This is a genomic window from Colwellia sp. BRX8-4, assembly GCF_014077345.1.
Lineage (GTDB): Bacteria > Pseudomonadota > Gammaproteobacteria > Enterobacterales > Alteromonadaceae > Colwellia_A.
In genome coordinates, this window is sequence record NZ_JACGVS010000003.1 from 146559 (window position 1) to 166797 (window position 20239).

The 20239-nt window shown below is 39.3% G+C and carries 11 protein-coding genes; 10 read left to right on the forward strand and 1 reads right to left on the reverse strand.

Annotation, left to right across the window (positions count from 1 at the left end):
* Window positions 1–379 precede the first annotated feature (379 nt).
* The 7 genes from H4J56_RS04080 (at window position 380) to H4J56_RS04110 (ending at window position 14657) form a co-directional block, all read left to right on the forward strand.
* Complete coding sequence (locus H4J56_RS04080) at window positions 380–3049, forward strand: glycoside hydrolase family 16 protein (protein ID WP_182258923.1); 2670 nt, start codon at window positions 380–382, stop codon at window positions 3047–3049.
* A 76-nt stretch (window positions 3050–3125) separates the two neighbouring features.
* Window positions 3126–6110 carry a TonB-dependent receptor gene (locus tag H4J56_RS04085; RefSeq protein ID WP_182258924.1) on the forward strand — a complete coding sequence of 995 codons (2985 nt, stop codon included), beginning with the start codon at window positions 3126–3128 and terminating at the stop codon, window positions 6108–6110.
* A gap of 137 nt (window positions 6111–6247) precedes the next feature.
* Window positions 6248–7576 carry a glycoside-pentoside-hexuronide (GPH):cation symporter gene (locus H4J56_RS04090; RefSeq protein ID WP_182258925.1) on the forward strand — a complete coding sequence of 443 codons (1329 nt, stop codon included), beginning with the start codon at window positions 6248–6250 and terminating at the stop codon, window positions 7574–7576.
* A gap of 156 nt (window positions 7577–7732) precedes the next feature.
* Window positions 7733–9145, forward strand: a complete 1413-nt coding sequence (locus H4J56_RS04095; RefSeq protein ID WP_182258926.1) for a malectin domain-containing carbohydrate-binding protein — start codon at window positions 7733–7735, stop codon at window positions 9143–9145.
* 99 nt (window positions 9146–9244) lie between these two features.
* Window positions 9245–12691, forward strand: coding sequence for a hypothetical protein (locus H4J56_RS04100; protein ID WP_182258927.1), 3447 nt, complete (start codon window positions 9245–9247; stop codon window positions 12689–12691).
* A 93-nt stretch (window positions 12692–12784) separates the two neighbouring features.
* A complete protein-coding gene (locus tag H4J56_RS04105) occupies window positions 12785–13672 on the forward strand; it encodes a glycosyl hydrolase family 17 protein (RefSeq protein ID WP_182214921.1) in 888 nt (295 codons plus the stop codon).
* Window positions 13665–14657: a glycosyl hydrolase family 17 protein gene (locus tag H4J56_RS04110; RefSeq protein WP_220465903.1), complete on the forward strand. Its 993-nt coding sequence runs from the start codon at window positions 13665–13667 to the stop codon at window positions 14655–14657. The genes H4J56_RS04105 and H4J56_RS04110 overlap by 8 nt, the downstream gene beginning before the upstream one ends.
* Before the next feature lie 154 nt (window positions 14658–14811).
* Here H4J56_RS04110 and H4J56_RS04115 read toward each other — a convergent pair whose 3' ends face one another.
* A complete protein-coding gene (locus H4J56_RS04115) occupies window positions 14812–16722 on the reverse strand; it encodes a methyl-accepting chemotaxis protein (RefSeq protein WP_182214922.1) in 1911 nt (636 codons plus the stop codon).
* A gap of 409 nt (window positions 16723–17131) precedes the next feature.
* Here H4J56_RS04115 and H4J56_RS04120 point away from each other — a divergent pair, with 409 nt between their 5' ends.
* From H4J56_RS04120 to H4J56_RS04130, 3 genes are all read left to right on the forward strand, one after another.
* A complete protein-coding gene (locus H4J56_RS04120; RefSeq protein ID WP_182214924.1) occupies window positions 17132–18298 on the forward strand; it encodes a sensor histidine kinase in 1167 nt (388 codons plus the stop codon).
* 15 nt (window positions 18299–18313) lie between these two features.
* Complete coding sequence (locus H4J56_RS04125) at window positions 18314–19135, forward strand: LytTR family DNA-binding domain-containing protein (protein ID WP_182258928.1); 822 nt, start codon at window positions 18314–18316, stop codon at window positions 19133–19135.
* Between the two features lie 200 nt (window positions 19136–19335).
* Window positions 19336–20103, forward strand: coding sequence for a sugar-binding protein (locus H4J56_RS04130; RefSeq protein ID WP_182214928.1), 768 nt, complete (start codon window positions 19336–19338; stop codon window positions 20101–20103).
* Window positions 20104–20239: the final 136 nt, after the last annotated feature.

Here is a 20239-nt window from a genome sequence, read left to right on the forward strand (position 1 = left end):
TTAATTATTAAAAAGCTAATGGGTAAAGAGAGCACTGAGCTTAGTCTTTATCATATTATATAGATGATGACTCACCTTGCTTTAAAGTTGTATTAGCCTCTTAATACAAAACCCAAGTAAAGCGGTAATTATAAAAGCCAAAAAGGTCATCAAAAAAAGTCGTTTGACCCTGTTTTGTCCATTTCAACTTTGCACTATCCCATCTGACCGTATTTAAATGCTAATTAGTAAATCGTTGTGCTAAAAGATATTTAGTTAATAACAGTATTTTGTTTACGATTGTATTTGTATTCACGTGAGCTTTGTAGATAAAAGTAGCGTATAGACATTATAAAAATGATTATAAATATTTGATTTGGATATCTCTAGGGGAGAAGACATGAAAACTAAAAGCAGTGTTAAATTTAAAACACAAGGCTTGGCCGCGTTAATAGGGCTAACGGTTACGTTAGGACTTGCTGGCTGTGGTGGTGCAGCCACCGAAACTAAACCAGATATTATTGATCCACAACAACCTGTCTCTGATTGGAAAATGGTGTGGAATGATGAGTTTGATGCAAGCACAATAAACAGTCAAAACTGGACGCATGAAGTTAACTGTGACGGTGGTGGTAACCAAGAGAAACAATGTTACACCGACAGCGCTGAAAACTCATATATACAAGATGGCATATTAAACATTGTAGCCTTACCCGCAGCCGAGGGCGCCGCTTTACCTTACACATCAGCACGTATGATGACGCGTTACAAAGCCGATTTTAAATATGGACGTATGGAAATGCGTGCAAAAGCGCCTTCAGGACAAGGTAGCTGGCCCGCATTTTGGATGATGCCTACCGATGAAGAATATGGCGAATGGCCACGTTCGGGTGAAATTGATATCTTTGAATCAGTTAACTTAGGTGTAGCGAGAGAAGACGGTACCGCAGAAAACCATGTTTACGGAACACTTCATTATGGTAAAAGCTGGCCTAACAATTCTCAATCAGGACAAGCTTATAGCCTAGCAAGTGGCGCTAACCCAGCTGATGATTTTCACACTTACGCCATTGAGTGGCAAGAAGGTGAAATTCGCTGGTACATGGATGACCATTTATATGCAACACAGCGACAATCCAAAATTCGCTACAACTCTAAAGATGAAGCAGTAGGCTTAGCACATCGAGGTTGGTTTACTGAATACTACGACCAATTATCGGGTGAATTAAAAACCTATTGGAGCAAGGCTCCTTACGACAAAGAATTTTATTTAGTACTTAACTTTGCTGTTGGTGGCACTTGGCCTGAAAATGTTAATGACTTAGGTGTTGATGCCACAGCTTTTGGTGCAGATAACAAATTTGAAATTGACTATGTACGTGTTTACCAGTGTCAGCAAAATATTGATACCGGTAAAGGCTGTGAAACAGTAAGACCTGGTTACGATAGTTTAGAAGATGGTCTTGTTGAAGGTAAAGCGCCAGTTCCATTGCCCCCAAGTGATGGTGTTGCTAAAAACCTAGATATTTTTAACGGTACTTTAAATGCTAACTGGATTGCTTGGGATTGTTGTGGTGGTACTTCACCTGCAATTATCGCTGATGCCGATAAAGGCGATGCTGTTCAATTTAATATTAATGATAACAATGGCACCGTATTAGGTTTTTCAACGCGAGGCGGACATTTTGGCGATGATTTTTCTGGCGAGTCTAGCCCATTTGATGCATCACCATTAGTTGATTTAAATGGTACTTTGTCATTTGAAATGAAAGTGGTTACCCCGCCATCTTCTGCGACTACTTGGTTATTAAAAGTCGAAGCCGGTGACGGCGGACCTAATACTGGCGATGTTGCGCTTAACACCAGTAATGAAGGTGCAGATCCTGTTGTGGGTCAATGGCAAACTTATACATTCCCATTATCAGTCTTACAAGACGCAGGTCTAGATCTTAGTGCAATTGATGTGGTGATGATATTCCCAGCTTGGCAAACAGGCGAAGGTGCTGAATATTTAATTACTAATATCGCGATTGAAGGTGACGTTGGTGGAGCGCCTGAATTAGTGGTCTTTACCGATGACGAAAATCCAAGCTGGCCAATGTGGGATTGTTGTGGCGGTTCTATGCCTACTGTTGAGTTAGACGATGATGCTCACGGTAACGTAGCTGAATTTTCTATCGGTGGTCAGCCAACTGTAATGGGCTTTATTTCAAGAGCTGATAACACAGATTCACCTGCGCCATTTGATGCCTCTGCGATTCTTTCTAACGGTGTAATTCAATTTGAAATGAAAGTAACGGCTATGCCTGGTGATGCGGCTTGGATGTTTAAAGTTGAAGCAGACAATAATGCGACCTTCGCAGAACTTCCGTTAACTGACTCTGTTGAAGGTGTTTCACCTGCTCTAGACCAATGGCAAACCTATACTTTTAACTTATCTGACTTAGCAAATGCTGGTTTAGATGTCAGTGCGATTGATGTCTTAATGGTTTTCCCTGCATGGGGTGCTGGCGAAGGTGCTATTTACCGTTTAGATAACGTTAAAATTTATGACCCAACAGCAACAACTGTCAACAATGATGTTTTATTTGCTGATGCACCTGCTACAGGTTGGTCAATGTGGGATTGTTGTGGTGGCACAACACCAACACTTGAAAACGATGATACCGCGCATGGCGTAACGGCTGAATATGTTATTGGTTCACAGCCAACGGTTGTTGGGCTTGATGCTGAAGATGGCGTTTTTGTTGATGCATCAGCTATCTTAGCCAACGGTGTGGTGAAATTTGATGTTAAAGTTGTTACACCACCAAATGATGCGGCAAGTGTTTGGATGTTTAAAATCGAGTCAAATAAAGCCGAAACTTTTGCAGAGCTTCCTTTAACAGGCAGCACAGAAGGAAAAGCACCGACTACGGGTGAATGGCAAACCTACACATTCCCACTACAAACATTATTTGATGCGGGTTTGGATATTAGTCAGATAGATGTATTAATGATTTTCCCTGCTTGGGGAACTGGAGAAGGGGCTGTTTTTCGTCTTGACAATGTGATGATAACGGCACTGTAACCACGATATTAGCAAAGGTTGAGCGGCTTTAAACAGCCGCCGTCATTAAAACTAATTTTAAGAAAGTAGGGTAACCATGAAACATTCAATTTTTAATAAAAAGCGCCTAGCCGTTTGTATATCAGCGGTTTTAGCAACCGGTTTGAGCAGTCAGCTTTATGCCGAAGAAGCAGTAACAGATAAAGTCAATAATAGTGAAAAAGACGCTGCGATAGAAGTTATTCAAGTGACTGGTATCATGAGCAGTTTGTCTCGCTCTATGTCAGTAAAAAGAAACGCTTCTGGCGTTGTCGACGTCATATCTGCTGAAGATATGGGTAAATTTCCAGACACTAACTTAGCCGAGTCATTACAACGTATTACCGGTGTTTCGGTCAGTCGTTCTAATGGCGAAGGCAGCCAGATCACCGTGCGTGGTTTTGGTCCAGAGTTTAACCTAATTACACTTAACGGTCGTCAAATGCCGGGTACGGGTAATTCACGTTCATACAGTTTAGAAAATTTATCTTCTGATGGTGTTAGTGCTATCGAAGTACATAAAACTGCGCGTGCAGAAAACCCAAGTGGTGGTCTTGGCGCGACAGTTAATATTATTACCATGAAGCCTTTTGCTAGCCCAGGTGAGAAATTTGTTCTTTCAGGAAAAGGCATTTATGACTCGTCTAATGTTGAAGGTGATGATGTAACACCAGAATTTTCAGGCTTATACAGTAATACTTTTGCTGATGACACCTTTGGTTTTGCTTTGTCGTTCTCTCATCAACAACGTGACTTTCAACAACAATCGGCAAATATTCAAGGTTGGCAGTTTCAGCCAGACGCACAGCTTCCGACTTTAGATGATGACAAAGTCATTGATAATCGTGATGCAAATGCGGCAGCGGGTGCTTTTTTCCCTCGTGATATGAACTATGGTATTGCTAATGTTGAGCGTGAAAGAACTAATGCCAATGTTACTTTCCAATATGCGCCTATTGAAAGTGTGATTATGACACTTGATTATACGATGGGAGAGTCAACCACGGGCACTAATTCTATTGGTTGGGGTCAATGGCACGATTTTGGTGGCAACATTGATGCTTACGAATTAGATGAAAATGGTACAGTTATTTTTGCCGACTTGTCTGGTAACGATGGTTCTTATACTGCCAATCGAAATACAACTGAAACGAATGAAAGCTCATTAGGTTTTAATGTTGAATGGCGACCGTCAGATGACTTTGTTTTTTCAGTCGATTACCATAGTTCAGAAAATAAAGCTGATAATGGCAAAGATAAAGGCATGAATGGCACGGGATCATTAGTTTTTGGTTCAGATCAATTAGTTAATAAACATTATGACTTCAGACAAGGTGATATTCCACAAGGGACAATCTTCTGGAAAAATGGCTCTACAACGCTTGCACCTAGTGAAATGGATTCACATTTTAGCCAATTTGAGCATACTCCTGGAAAGTCTGAAATTGATCAACTGCAAATCGATGGTTCATGGGAAAATCCAGATGACTCGCCATTAAAGTCAGCTAATTTTGGTATTGCTCGTACTGAGCAAACCATGGGTGGCTCACGTTCATGGAGTGGTTTGATTGGTGGTTTCTTGTTTAACCCCAATTATTCAGCGGCATTTCCTGATGGCATGTTTGAGTACAATACAACCGATGGCTTTTTGGATGAATTTTCAAATGGCGACAACCCTATGGGTGCTGGATACTATTATAGTTTTGACTTTGATGAAGCGGTTGCTCGTTCAACGTCTTATTTAAACAGTGATGTATTAGGCGACGACTTTTTTAGTACCGATGCTTACCGCCCTGGTAGTGTTCAATCACAATCTTCAGTAGATGAAGATACAACGAGTGTTTATGCGTCGTCTTTATTTGAATTTGAAGTTGCTGAATTACCCGTGCAGGTGAATGTTGGTTTTAGATATGAGCAAACCGATGTAACTAGTAATGTCTTGCAACCTATACCTACCGAAGTTTGGTGGAAAGGTGGCAGTGAGTGGCTTACTCAATATCAACCAGGTGAAAATACTATTTTATCGCTTGAAGGTGAGCATGACGTCTTTTTACCTATGATTGATGCCAAAATTGATCTTAGCGAGGAACTTGTTGCCCGTGCATCTTGGGGGAAAACGATAGCTCGTGCTCCTTTAGGCAGCTTAGCTGGTGGCCGTTCATTAGGGGCAAGTACGCGTCCTAACTCTCGTATAGGTGGTGAAGGTAACACTAATCTTGACCCTTATGAGTCTACTAACCTTGATATTTCTTTAGAATATTATTACGCAGAAGGCAGTTATGCTGCTATTGGTTACTTTAGAAAAGATGTAAAGAATTTTATTAGTAGCCAAACAATAACGACATCAGTTGATGATATGCGTGATATTTATCAGGGACCACGTTGGAATCAAGCGGTATCTGACCTTGGTGGCACGCCAACCAGTGATGAAATTTTTGCACAAATGCAAGCTAACGGAGCGACGTTAAACGCTCAAGGCTTTATTGAACCAGCAGGTGATGATCCTTTAATGCAATGGGATATTACCCGTCCATTCAATGCTCCTGATGACAAGATGGTTGACGGCATAGAAGTCGCTGTTCAACATTTTTTTGGCGAGAGTGGTTTTGGTTTCGGTGCTAATGCGACCTTTGTTGATGGTGATGTTAAATTCGATGTTGAGGACATAACTAAAGTTGATAGTGTTGCTGATTTAGAGCCGCAAACACCACTAACCGGTTTAAGTGATTCGGCTAACTTTCAATTGTTCTATGAAAAAGAAGGTTTGTCAGTAAAAGTCACTTACGCTTGGCGTGACGAATACCTTATCGGTGTAGGACAAGCTCAAGGTTCTTCTGATGCGCCACCACAATTTGCTAAAGAGTTTGGTCAAGTCGATATGAGTATTAACTATGACATTGATGAAAACTTTACGGTATTTGTTGAAGGGTTAAATCTTAATAACGAAACTGAGCAATCTTTTGGTCGTTACGAAGAGCAGTTTTTATCCGCTAGACAATACGGTACTAGATATACTGTAGGTGTTCGTTACAGCTTTAAGTAAACCTGTAATCTAGTGAGTTTCAATTAATAGGCCTATATTGTTTTGCGATATAGGCCTTTTTTGTTTATAGGTTTTTTATTTTATAACCTTATGTGTATAAGCTCGTTAGTTGAGTTAATAATCAAAAGAGACGTTTTATGTTAACAATTCGCGAAAAAATTGCTTATGGCTTAGGTGATACCGCCAGTAATATTATTTTCCAAACGGTAATGATGTTCCTGTTGATTTTTTATACTGATGTGGTGGGTATTTCGCCAGCTGTTGTTGGCACTATGTTTTTAGTGGTGCGTTTATTTGACGCGATAACAGATCCGCTGATGGGGGCACTTGCTGACCGTACTAAAACACGTTTTGGACAATTTCGACCTTATCTACTTTGGCTCGCTGTGCCGTTTGGCATTATTTCTATTATGGCATTTACTACGCCAGACTTGACGGGTAACGCTAAGGTTATATACGCCTTTGTTACTTATACCTTGTTAATGATGGTCTATACCGCAATTAATATCCCATATTCAGCGTTAGGTGGTGTTTTAACGACGCAGCCCGCTGAACGCGTATCAGTACAAACCTATCGATTCGTCTTAGGGATGCTCGGTGGTTTAATTGTTGCCGCAGGCACTTTGCCTTTAGTCGAGTATTTTGGTGATGGTGATAAAGCCAAAGGGTATCAGCTCACTATGGTCGCGATGAGCCTTTTAGGTGTGGCGATGTTTCTATTATGTTTTAGTGGTACTAAAGAACGTGTTTGCGTACCTGAAAATCAGCAAACATCCCTTTTCGACGATTTAAAAGCACTGTGGCAAAATGATCAATGGCGAATATTGTCGCTGGCAGGTTTATTTTTATTAACAGGCCAAGTATTAAGAGCCACATTAGCGATATATTATGTGAAATATGTGCTCGGTCTCGAAGCGCAAATTACTTTATTTATGTCGCTGGGCATGATTGGTAGCATTTTAGGCTGCGCTTGTGCTCAAGCTCTTGCGAAAAGAGTCTGCAAGATTAAGGCTTATATTAGTTTACAGCTCATCGCCGCTTTTATCTGTGTGATCAGTTATTTTGTCCCCAAAGATCAAGTGACCACCGCCTTTGCTTTGTTTTTTTTATGGAGCTTCTTTTTACAAATGGCAACGCCTTTGTTGTGGGCAAAGATGGCTGACACCATTGATTATGGTCATTGGAAAACGGGTGTTCGCATAACCGGCATGGTCTATTCTTCGGTGGTGTTTTTTATCAAATTAGGTGTCGCTTTTGGTGGCGCTTTCGCCGGTTGGTTACTGGCTTATTATGGCTATCAAGCAGACGTTGAACAAACAGAAACAGCTAAAGAGGGGATTTTACTATCATTCACTGTTTACCCCGCATTAGGTTCAATACTTGTAGCTTGGGTCATGCGAAAGTATGTGCTTAACAAAGAAAAAGTTGAACAAATACATTTAGTCTTAAAGACTCACGGGGCTTAGCCGCTATGTCAGATGTGTCGTTTTTACCGCAAGGCTAGTCCATCTTGCCTTGTTTTGATTGCGATACATTCTAGTTCCCTTATTGTTGCTCTCAATATTGCTAATAAATAACGCTACGTAGCTGAGATGGCGTTATGAACTTGGAGCTTCAATACCATGAAGAATAAACAAAGTAACAAAAAATCATTGCTGGTCTTGGTCTTAATCTTGATCCCCGTATTACTTATTGGCCGAGCACTGATAAGCGACGATGAAAGTTATCAGTCCGATGATTCTCATTTAGCTTCTGCTCATCAGGGGGACAAGCAAAGTGATCATAGTGAAAAAAATAACACGGTAGTCTGGGCAATTAATGTTGGTGGTAGTGAATATGTTGGCGTTGACGGTATAAGCTATCAAGCAGATCAATCGATAACTACCGGTGATATAGGTACGATTGAAAATATCAAAGGCTCACAAGATGGTTTTATTTATCAATCTTTTCGCTTTGGTAATATTGGCATCAAGCAACCCATGGAAAATGGCCAATACGATATCATTTTTAAATTTGCTGAACCTGAAGATACTGCTATGGATGCCCGAGTCTTCAATGTTTTTGCTGAGGACAAGCTGGTTATTAGCGATTTAAATGTCAGGCTTGCTCGAGATGGTAAGCATATCTCGGCCTTAGCACGAGCTGTTTATAATGTTGAAGTGACCGATGGACAGCTAGATATAAACTTTGAAGCGATCAACGGGCAGCCAATCCTTAGTGCCCTAATTGTCCGTAAAAAAGAAATTGAGTCAAAGCAATGGCAATTAGTTTGGAGTGATGAATTTAATTATCAAGGTAAGCCAGATCCAAATAAATGGAGTTATGATATTTGGCCTGCTCGTAAGGTGAATAGTGAAGATCAAACTTATACCGATAACCTCAAAAATGTCCATGTAAAAGACGGTAATTTAGTGATCACCGCCTATAAAGAAAATTTAGATGATGCAAAATATACCTCTGGCCGTATTCACTCACAAGGTAAAGGCGATTTTCTTTACGGCCGTGTCGACGTTAGAGCTAAGTTACCGGCAGGGCAAGGCACTTGGTCAGCTATTTGGATGTTACCTAGTGATCCTTTTAAATATTCAAGCACCTGTCAAGAAAACGACGATTGGCAAGGCAGTGCAACCTGTGATGCTTGGCCTAACTCGGGTGAAATAGACATCATGGAACACGTTGGTTACGACATGCAAACCATTCATGGCACCGTACATAATAAAGCTTATTATTGGGCGAATTGGGAACAACGAAAGGGCAGTATCGAAGGTCAAGATGTTGAAAAAGCCTTTCATCTTTACTCCGTTGAGTGGACGCCAGAGAGTATTACCGTATTGTTTGATAATGTGCCTTATTTCTTTTATAGCAATGAATCTAGCGGCTGGCGCGCTTGGCCTTACGATCATCCTTACCACGTTATTCTAAATCTTGCGATTGGCGGTATGTGGGGCAAAGCAGGTGGACCCATAGATGACAGTATTTTTCCGGTATCAATGGAAGTTGACTTTGTCAGAATATTTAAACCTTTAAATCAGTAAACCGTAAATTTTAGAAATAGATGAATTTAAACATTCATCTATCAATTTATTCAATTATTTAGAACAGTAAAGTACCTTGAGTTTAGGTAGGAATTAAAAATGAAAATATGTAATACCCACAACAATCAAGTGACCGGTGAATTTGTCACTATCGCTGACGAACGTTTTTATGCCATTAACAATGTTAATAAGATGGCTCCTTTTTTTGTTAGCGTTATTTCTAATAGTGACCATTGGCTATTCGTTTCATCAACGGGTGGATTAACCGCAGGGCGTGTATCGCCAGAGACGCCTTTATTTCCTTATATTACCGTAGACAAAATTCATGAAAGTGAGTTAAATACGGGGTGTAAAACCCTATTACGTGTTGATACGGGTAGTGAAAAGGTTGATTGGGAACCCTTTAATCGTGAGCATGAACTTCGTTTTAATATCACCAGAAACTTATACAAGAACGTATTAGGCAATAAACTGTGTTTTGAAGAAATTCATAATGATTTGCAGTTAGCCTTTCGCTATACCTGGGCAACGAGCGACACCTATGGTTTTGTAAGAAAATGTGAATTAGAGAACTTATCAGATAAACCTTTAAGTGTTGAAATTATTGATGGTTTTCAGAATGTATTACCTGCAGGTACACCTCGCTTTACGCAAACAAATTCAAGTAATTTAGTTGATGCCTATAAGTGGACCGAGTTAGATGAAAGTTCAGGTCTTGCCTTTTTTACTTTGTTTTCGGGCATCACCGATAGAGCAGAGCCTTGTGAGTCATTAAAAGCGAATACGGTTTTTTGCCTTGGTTTAGATAACACTAATATTTTACTCTCATCTGAGCAATTAAGTGCTTTTCGACGTGGCGAACAGGTTGAACAGGAAACAACAAAGCGAGGTATTCGTGGCGCATATTTAGTGAATACTACCCTTGAACTTAAGCCGCACAGTGATAAAAAATGGCAATTTATTGCTAATATTGAGCAGACTCAAAGTCAATCTGTTGTCTTGCGTCGTCAGCTAGGCGAACGAAATAAACTTGACGATAATATCAACGATTCTATAGCGAATGGCTCTGATGAATTAGCACGTATTATGGCTTCTGTTGATGGTTTTCAATTAACGGGTGAAGAGAGTGTTGCCGAGCATCACTATGCTAATGTTTTATTTAATGCCTTGCGTGGTGGTATTTTTGACGATCAGTATCAGATCTCTGCAGATGACTTTACCAAGACGATTAATTTATTTAACCATAAGGTTTATCAACGCAATCAAGCGCTGTTAGACAGTTTGCCGGAAAAGTTAGATTTTGTGGAATTACTGACAGAAATTAAAACGTCTGGCGATAGCCAACTTGAGCGCTTAGCTTCTGAATATTTACCTATTTCATTTGGTCGTCGTCATGGCGATCCGAGTCGTCCATGGAACCAGTTCGCTATTAAATTAGTGGATGAAAACAATAAGCGTTTGTTAACTTACCAAGGAAATTGGCGAGATATTTTTCAAAACTGGGAGGCATTAACGTATAGCTACCCGCAATTTATTGAAAGTGTTGTTGCCAAGTTTGTTAATGCTTCGACGATGGATGGTTATAATCCTTATAGAATTACCAAAGAAGGCATCGACTGGGAAGTAGAAGAACCTGATGACCCGTGGAGCTATATTGGCTATTGGGGTGATCATCAAATAATTTACTTACAAAAGATGCTTGAGCTGTCGAAGCAATTTCACCCAGAAAAATTGACTGCGATGCTGCGCCAAACACTTTTCAGTTATGCCAATGTGCCTTATCGCATTAAGCCATTTGATGACTTGGTTAAAGATGCTAAAAGCACCGTCACCTATGATGAGTCGCTCGCGCTTAACATTGAGCAACGTGTTAAAACAATGGGGGCTGATGGCAAACTGGTCCTTGACGCCAAGGGTGATGTTTATCAAGTTAACTTGTTGGAAAAATTATTAGTGCCCTTATTGTCTAAATTGGGTAATTTAGTGGTTGATGGCGGCATTTGGTTAAATACCCAAAGACCCGAGTGGAATGATGCAAACAATGCTTTAGTTGGGCAAGGTTTATCTATGGTGACCTTATGTTACTTGCGTCGTTATGTTTGTTTTTTCCAAGAGTTAATTGCTAATGAAACACAAGATGTTGAGTTGTCTATTGAAGTTAACTTATGGTTGACTGATACGGCAAACGCATTAACATATTTAGTTTCAACGTTAACCCCTGAGCCAGTAACTGCTGAGGTACGCTATCAAAGTACTGCAGAACTAGGCATGGCAGCAAGCCATTACCGTCAAGCTATTTATAGCCAAGAAGGTTTTAGTGGTAAGACGCATCAGCAGATTAGTCAGATCAGTGCGATGTTAAGTGATGCCCTACAAGCGATTGAACATACGATTGAGACCAATGAACGCGCCGACGGATTATATAACGCTTATAATTTATTGAGCCTAGAAAATAAGACCTCCAAGGTTAAAAATCTGTACCCAATGCTCGAAGGACAGGTTGCTGCCTTAAGTTCTGGTGCACTTAAACCAAAACAAGTGGTTGATGTACTCGAAGCGCTTTTTGCGAGTGATGTTTATCGCCCCGATCAAAAAAGTTTTATGCTTTACCCCGATAGAAAGCTACCAAGCTTTTTAGAAAAAAATTGTGTTGATGCCCAGCAGGTACAAGAAAACACTTCGCTGCAACAGATGCTTAAACAGGCTGATGAACGTGTCATTTTGCAAGATATTGATGGTCAATATCGCTTCAATGCTGATATTACTAATAGCAATGTTCTACAAGATAAATTAACAGAGCTTAGTCAAGAATATCCTCAAGCACTGACAACTGATAAAACAGCGATTTTTGATCTTTATGAGCAAACCTTTAATCATCAAGCTTTTACTGGCCGCTCTGGTGGTATGTTTGGTTTTGAAGGATTGGGCTGTATCTATTGGCACATGGTTTCTAAGCTGATGTTAGCGGTAGAAGAAAACTTTTTTAACTGTGTTGATCAAGGTGAAAGTGACGAGGTAAGGCGACAAATTGCCAGTTTATACTATCGAGTTCGTGACGGTATTGGTTTTAACAAAACGCCACTTGAATATGGGGCATTTCCAATGGACCCATACTCTCATACCCCTAAACATTCGGGTGCGCAACAACCGGGTATGACCGGACAAGTGAAAGAAGAAATACTTTCACGTTTTGGCGAGTTAGGTCTTCGCGTTAACGCAGGCGTTGTCTCGTTTGAACCAAGCTTATTGCAATCATGTGAATTTATTCAACAAGCCAAGCCATTTCGCTACCTAGATGTTAACAAAAATTGGCAAGAAATAACGGTGCCAGCAATGGGACTCGCCTTTACTTGGTGTCAGGTTCCAATTGTTTACCAGCTTAACGATGAAGTTGAACCTTCGTTAATGGTGACTTATAAAGACGGTAAACAGCACACATTTTCAGCGTTGAGTTTACCTGCTAAAGAGAGCACTGAGCTGTTTCTTAGAAGCGGTCAAATACAGCAATTAACCTTAACGATATCAACTGATAATTTATTCTATTAATCATTATTTAGCATAATTTTTTTGGTTGTTTGATTAAAGACGGGGTATCAATACCCCGTCAATTATATATAACGATGGTTATCGGAGACGAGCATGTCGAGTAAATACAATAAGCATATGTCATTGGCTGGAATGAATCTTGGTCATTCTTCTAGAGAAGACTTACAAAGTGCTGTTAATGGGGTACTTGATAATAAAATTCATGGTATTTCCTTTAGCCCTTATACCGAAGGGCAAGGGCCAGGCACTAAGATAAGCGAGGCACAGATATCGGCACGTATGGCGATTATTTCTCCTAGTATTAACTGGATCCGTTCTTTTTCTTGTACTGATGGTAATGAAAATATCCCCAAGATAGCAAAGCAGCAAGGTTTAAAAACCTTAGTCGGTGCGTGGCTAGATGATGATTTAGAAAATAATGAGAAAGAAATCAACAACCTGATAGCGGTTGCACAACAAGGTTATGCCGATATTGTTGCCGTTGGCAATGAAGTCCTACTGCGTGAAGACTTAAGTGAAGGACAATTAATCGCTTACATTAATCGTGTAAAAGCAGCATTACCGGGTATCGAAGTAGGCTATGTTGACGCTTACTATGAATTTGAAGAACATCCCAAGGTTACCGACGCCTGCGACTTGATCTTAGCGAATTGTTATCCTTTTTGGGAAGGCTGTGCCCTTGAGTACTCCATTCTTTACATGAAAGACATGTATCGCCGTGCTATTAAAGCTGGCAAGGGTAAAAAAGTTATTATCACTGAAACTGGCTGGCCGAATGAAGGTCCAGCAGAGTGGGGTGCTGTGCCATCTTATGAAAACGCCATTAAGTACTTTTTAGGTACTTATCAGTGGGCAGAAGAAGAAAATATAGCGGTCTTCTATTTTTCATCATTTGATGAGGTTTGGAAAGTTAAAGATGAAGGCGGTGTTGGCGCGCATTGGGGTCTTTGGGATAAAAACGGGAAATTAAAGTATGTTTAAAAAACACAGTGATAAAATAGCAACAATCAGTTCGATGAAATTGCTTCATGAAAATGCTATTTGTTATTCTGGCTATCGTGACGGGCAAAATCCAAGAGAAGGTCTTTACCCAAGTTATAATGAAGTTAAAGAAGACTTACTTATTTTGAAAAAAAACTGGAGCTACCTTCGACTTTACGATTGTGGACCACACGCCGAACTTGTTCTTGATGTTATTAAAACTGAAAAACTGCATTTCAAAGTAATGCTAGGCGTCGATATGGCAGCAGAAATGAGTAACCCTAACTGTCCTTGGGGCGCTGATTTTAGTCAAGAAGTTATTAATGCTAATCGTCAGAAAAATTGTGATGAAATTCATAGTATGATCGCACTTACCAAAAAGTATGATGATATCGTATTTTCAGTTTCTGTCGGCAATGAAGCGAGTGTCGAATGGACAGACCATATGGTACCTGTTGATAGTTTAGTAAACTATGTAAAACAAATTAAAAAAGAAATTCATCAACCGGTAACTTTTTGTGAAAACTATGTCCCTTGGACATACAAACTTGAGCCCTTGGTTGCTGAACTAGATTTTATTTCCATTCATACTTACCCTGCCTGGGAATATAGAACGATGGAAGATGCACTCGAATATACCAAACAAAATTATTACAGTGTTGCCCATCATTATCCTGACAAACCGGTGATAATTACCGAAGCGGGTTGGACAACGGCATCAAATGGACGGGGCATAGAGCCTTGGAATGCTAACGAAGTACTACAGGCAGAATATTATCAGCAACTACTTGCTTGGACGACAGAAGAAAAAATACTGACCTTTGTCTTTGAAGCCTTTGATGAACCATGGAAAGGATCTCCTGATAAATTAGAACCTGAAAAACATTGGGGACTCTTTAAAGTCGACCGTACGCCTAAGTTAGTGATGAAAAATATTTATCCAAACGAGGTTATAAACATTAACAAAAACAATGCTGTTGCTTAGTTTTCGTTAAAGTTTAACTGTTAATAAAAGTAATAACCCAAGGATTTTGTTAGTAAATATTGCTTGGTCAAAATTGTTGGGTTTTATTTTATTGGTCAAATTAAAGACTAAATGATTGAAAATCCCTTATTCACCCAAGCCATTAACCTTTCCCTTATATTTTAAAGCGTTTGACCAAGCTATCAAGGTTCATCGCCATTGCAGTAAGTGATTCACTTGAAGAGGCTATACGGGTTGATATTTGCGCACTGTTTTCTGTGCTATCGCTTATCGTATGAACGTGAATATTAATTTCACCGACAACGGCTGCTTGCTCTTCTGTTGCTGTGGCCACCTGAGTATTTAGATCTGAAATGAGCTGAATATTAGCAACAATTTCCTCAAGTGCCTCTGTTGTCTGTTGAGCATCCGTTGCGCCAACTTCGGCGGTCACTTTGCTTTCCCTCACGCTATCAACGGCTCGCTGAGACTCTGATTGCAAAAGGTTGATCATTTTATTAATTTCATCAGTGGACTCACTGGTGCGCTTCGCTAAGTTACGAACTTCATCAGCGACCACCGCAAAACCACGACCTTGTTCGCCTGCACGAGCAGCCTCAATCGCGGCATTTAATGCCAGTAAATTTGTTTGCTCTGAAATTCCTCGTATAACATCAAGCACACTGCTAATAGCGTTGCTTTTATTCGCTAAAGATTCAATGGTAACAGACACAGAATCCATATTTTGTGCCATCTGGTAAATATTCTCAGTTGATTCTTTAACAACAACTTGTGCATTTTTAGCTTGGGTTATCGCTTCGCTGGTCGAGTCAGCCGCATGTGCGGCGTTTGCTGCAATTTCTGTAATGGTTGAACCCATTTCACTAATAGCCGTTGCAACTTGTGTGGCGATGTCACGCTGACCTTCAGCATCGAGTTTTGACTGCTCTGCATCTTGGGAAACATCTAACGATGCTTGGCGGACATCTTTTGATGTTTTAGCGACATCATTAACTACCGAGTGTATTTTACTGATAAAAGTATTAAAACCATGGGCCAAACGTGAGACTTCTTCGCTGCCGCTTTCACTGAGTCGGTAACTAAGGTCGCCTTCACCATCCCCCAAGGCTTTAAATAATCCAGCGAGGTCATTGATAGGTTGCGTTAAACTTTTTGCAAAAATGATACTGATCAAAATAAACACTACGACAATAATGGCAAACCAAATCAGCATATAATTTCGTGACTCGTTCAACGCTAAGTACAATTCAGCCTTTGGCACTTCTGCAACAACATACCAACCCAAACTTGAGATATAGCTTGTCGCCACGATTAAACTTTCTGTTTCTTGAAAAGAAAATTGTTCTTTTGATAACAGCGTTTGAAAATTTATATCTTTATATATATCAGTCAAGTTCGCCTTTTCACTTTTTGCTTTATCTTGATGAATTTTTACCAACCCCGAGTGATCAACAAGATACACTAAACCTGACTCTTCAATTTTAAAGCTGTTTAGGTAACTAACCATGTCATTAAATGATTTAGATAATCCAGAAACACCTCGTCCATTAAGTTGTTGATAGTTGATAAAAACATCTACATTACCATTCGGATAAGCGTAGGTACTTGCCGACTCTTCTTTATTACTATTGGTAAATGCAAAAAACCAACCATCAAGACTGTCATCTTTGAGAACACGAAGAAAGCCATCTTGGTTCCAATATTTAGCTGTTTTTCGATCGGCGAAGGAAGCATTACTTAAATTGTTATCTTTAGCGATGTTACTCAGCATGCTAATAACGTTAGCTTCATTATCTTTGCTGGCACCAGACTCTATCCAATCAAGTAGAAAAGGGTTAGTGGCAATAGATTTTGTTAACACTTTCATTTCAGAAATTTCACCGTCGACTGCATTACGAACGCGCAGTAGGAGATTAGGTAAATCTGATTGTTGTAGTCTGGATATAAGCAGTTCTTTGGCTTTTGAGTGGCCAACAAAGCCAACAATACTGGTCGATATGATAACGGCCATTAACATGGCAATGACTAACTTAGATCGGATAGAAAGGGTGGTTAAAAATCTCATTAAATAGATCCTATTTGCAAGTTTTCCACAAACTTTTCGGTTACGGCGATTTGTCCATAAAATCCTTTTTATAAGGGTTTTAAAATAGATTCGCTCTCAATTTGCTTGAGCTTAACATATCCATGTAGTCGCACCATTTAAAACCACAACAATTTAACTTTCTTTCAAGATAGCTAATTATTTCAGCTGATTAAATATAAAATCACTTTATTTAAATACCAAAAATATTTTTTGATAGCAATGAACTATCGATTAACTTACTGACTTAATGACTCAGTAAGTTAAGTTAAGTTAAGCTATTTTTACCTTAATGAGATGAAACGGTCTTTAGCAACGATAGTAAGGAAATTTTTATTCGACCATCAGTGGTGGAAGGGGTAGTATAATATCAGATGATTTCGGAGCAAATATGTCTGACAACCCACTATTACGTTTCAATAAATTTATTTCAAAAAAGCCAGAGTATCTATTTTGGGTTTTACAAATCTGCTTTTGGTCTTTCGTTTCATTAATTAGTCTGATATCACTGACACTTTGGTATGTCCAAATCGATGTCGAGCACCTTAATCACACTTTTTGGCAGTCTGTTGTGGGGATATTTTGTTCATTGCCACTGTATTGGATTTTCATGAGGTGTTGGCACTCACCTATTTTTACCCGCGTACTGATAACCATCGTTTCAGTGATTTGTATTTCCTTTATTTGGACACTTATCCGAGTCAAACTTTATATAGAACTGACCAGCTCTGCCGGTAATTGGGACGAGTTTGGCGGCTGGTATTTTAGTAGTATTTTTATTTTCTTTTGTTGGACCGGTTTTTTTCATGGTATTCGCTATTATCAATTGTTGCAATTTGAGCATAAAATGTTGCTTTCAAAGGCAGCGGAAGCTAAAGAAGAGCAATTAAAAAGAGTGAACGCGCAATCGGTAGCCCGAGATGCAAAAATAAAAATGTTACGTTACCAACTCAACCCTCATTTTCTTTGTAACACCCTCAATGCCATTAATTCTCTGATCGAATGCGAAGCTCCAGAGAAAGCTCAGCGGATGACCGTTCAATTAAGTAAGTTTTTACGTTATTCATTAGACAATAACCCTGATACTAAAATTGCGTTAGAATTTGAAATTATCGCACTTAATTTATATTTAGAAATAGAGAAAACCCGTTTTGGCGAGCGACTTAAATTAGATTTTAAAATTTCTGATAAAGCAAAGTTAGCTTTAATACCGAGTTTATTAATACAACCTATTATTGAAAACTCAATGAAACATGTTATCGCGCAAAATGAAGAGGGTGGCACTATTAGTCTATGGGCTGACGTTGTTGATAAAATGTTGGTGTTAGAGTTAAGTGATACCGGTTCTGGAACCGCGGTTGACGGTAGTAAAATGAAAGGAAAAAGGAGTCGAGGTGTCGGCTTGCGTAATATCGATGAAAGACTTAAAGTGTTATATACAGATGACTACGTATTTAACCTTAATATTATCCCATCAGGTGGTTTAAAAACTATCATTAAGCTGCCTTTTGAAACGCTTGATGAAATAACACCTGCTAGCCAGTACCAAACTCAATGACGGTGAGTTAAATTTATGAATAAGTTAAGAACAATTATTGTTGATGATGAGCCTTTAGCGCTTAATCTCTTGCGTGCAAAGTTAAATAAAATTCCTGAAATAAAAATTATTGCAGAATGTAAAAATGGCCGTGAAGCGATTGAAGCGACGATGGCCTTAGCACCTGATTTACTCTTTTTAGATATACAGATGCCAGGTGTTGATGGTTTTGGCGTTATTAAAAAATTACAATCTGATATTGTTCCTATGGTGGTTTTCACGACCGCATTTGAGCAATATGCTTTAGATGCGTTTGATGTGCATGCCGTTGACTATATTCTTAAACCTATTGATGACGAACGAATTCAGCGCGCCATTCAGCGTGCATTGGTTCGTTGTGAAAGTGATGAAGATACTTTAAACAAATCTCGCATTATTAGTGCGATAGACTCAATCAATGAAATGGAAAATCCTGATAATGCTTCTTCGCAGAGTATCAGCCTTCCTAAGCTTAATACCGACAAAGTTGAGCGTAAAATCGTCATTAAAGACCGAGACGATATAACCTTGTTAAAACAAACCGATATTGAATGGGTTGACGCAGCAGGAGATTATGTTTGTGTTCATGCGCAAGGCGTTACTCATATTAAACGCTGCACCTTGAAAAATTTGCTAGAAGATTTAGACTCTGAAATGTTTAAACGTGTGCACCGTTCAACGATTGTTAATCTTAATTATATTCAAAAAGTGATCCCGCATACCAAAGGTGAGTTTTTTCTTAAATTAGGTGAATATGACCAAGTTAAAGTGAGCCGTAATTATCGAGAAGTGATCAAGAGTTTTTTAACTGACATGTAGTATATTGACGACGACTCGTGGTCAATATGCCATTTTTTATCTAAGTGATCTTGTTATTGCCTTATATTGACCAGCCTACCGCTTCTAAAATCCCCTTTATCGTAATACGGTTGTTAAAAATAGCCGCTCATTAGATGATTGATATAACTGTAGATGTTACTCACTTGGGTAAACAGTCATTGTTAATTAAGGGATATTAAATGTTAAGTATTAAACAGATAATTATTGCGTCCATTTTTTCTATGGCATTAATAGTGCCTTGCTATGCAGCCGATAGTCACGCGGCTAATCGACTTAATTATTATGCACCACATGCTGAAAAAGCACCAAGTGTTGATGGTATTGCCAATGAAAGTGTTTGGCAATTGGCACAGTGGCAAAATTTAGATCAACGTTGGTTAGGTCCAGAATTTTCAAAAGAAGACTTTCAAGGCCGATACAAAGTGGTTTGGACGCAAGCTAAATTATATATTATGGCTGAAATTATTGATGACATTCTCATTGATACCCATCGCGACCCCTTGAGCCAATATTGGGATGACGATTGCTTAGAGATTTTTATTGATGAAGATTTCTCTGGCGGTGATCACCAATATAACCATAATGCACTTGCCTACCATATGTCTCTTGATAACCAAGCCATAGATATAGGCACCAACAAAAAGCCGCAGAACTATTCACATCATGTTCAAAGCAACTGGAAACAACAAGGCAATACGGTTATTTGGGAACTAAGCATCGATATTTATAACGATGAATATCAAGATACCACAACAGACTCAAGCAGTATTAACAAACCAGTCGCCTTGTTTGCTGGCAAAGTGATGGGACTCATGGTGGCTTATTGTGATAACGACGGCAGTGAACTACGTGAAAATTTTATTGGCTCTGAGTCTGCAGAGGGTGGAGCGCCCGATCGTGGTTGGATAGATGCGGGTATGTTCGGTAAGCTTATCTTGGCTAAATAATCGCTTAGATAAGCGTTAAGTTTTTCTTTTCCCTCTCCTAGACATGAGCATTATAAAATGAACAATATTGAAAAAAAATTCATCCATAAGTTATTTGTTATAACAATCACTTCTCTCACCATAATGAGTTGTGCAC

What these genes read in the sequence shown, in the direction of transcription:
- H4J56_RS04095 (WP_182258926.1), top strand. Translation starts at nt 7,733, where the DNA reads ATGAAGAATAAACAAAGTAACAAAAAATCATTGCTGGTCTTGGTCTTA.
- H4J56_RS04115 (WP_182214922.1), bottom strand. Translation starts at nt 16,722, where the DNA reads ATGAGATTTTTAACCACCCTTTCTATCCGATCTAAGTTAGTCATTGCC.
- H4J56_RS04100 (WP_182258927.1), top strand. Translation starts at nt 9,245, where the DNA reads ATGAAAATATGTAATACCCACAACAATCAAGTGACCGGTGAATTTGTC.
- H4J56_RS04130 (WP_182214928.1), top strand. Translation starts at nt 19,336, where the DNA reads ATGTTAAGTATTAAACAGATAATTATTGCGTCCATTTTTTCTATGGCA.
- H4J56_RS04125 (WP_182258928.1), top strand. Translation starts at nt 18,314, where the DNA reads ATGAATAAGTTAAGAACAATTATTGTTGATGATGAGCCTTTAGCGCTT.
- H4J56_RS04120 (WP_182214924.1), top strand. Translation starts at nt 17,132, where the DNA reads ATGTCTGACAACCCACTATTACGTTTCAATAAATTTATTTCAAAAAAG.
- H4J56_RS04105 (WP_182214921.1), top strand. Translation starts at nt 12,785, where the DNA reads ATGTCGAGTAAATACAATAAGCATATGTCATTGGCTGGAATGAATCTT.
- H4J56_RS04085 (WP_182258924.1), top strand. Translation starts at nt 3,126, where the DNA reads ATGAAACATTCAATTTTTAATAAAAAGCGCCTAGCCGTTTGTATATCA.
- H4J56_RS04090 (WP_182258925.1), top strand. Translation starts at nt 6,248, where the DNA reads ATGTTAACAATTCGCGAAAAAATTGCTTATGGCTTAGGTGATACCGCC.
- H4J56_RS04080 (WP_182258923.1), top strand. Translation starts at nt 380, where the DNA reads ATGAAAACTAAAAGCAGTGTTAAATTTAAAACACAAGGCTTGGCCGCG.
- H4J56_RS04110 (WP_220465903.1), top strand. Translation starts at nt 13,665, where the DNA reads ATGTTTAAAAAACACAGTGATAAAATAGCAACAATCAGTTCGATGAAA.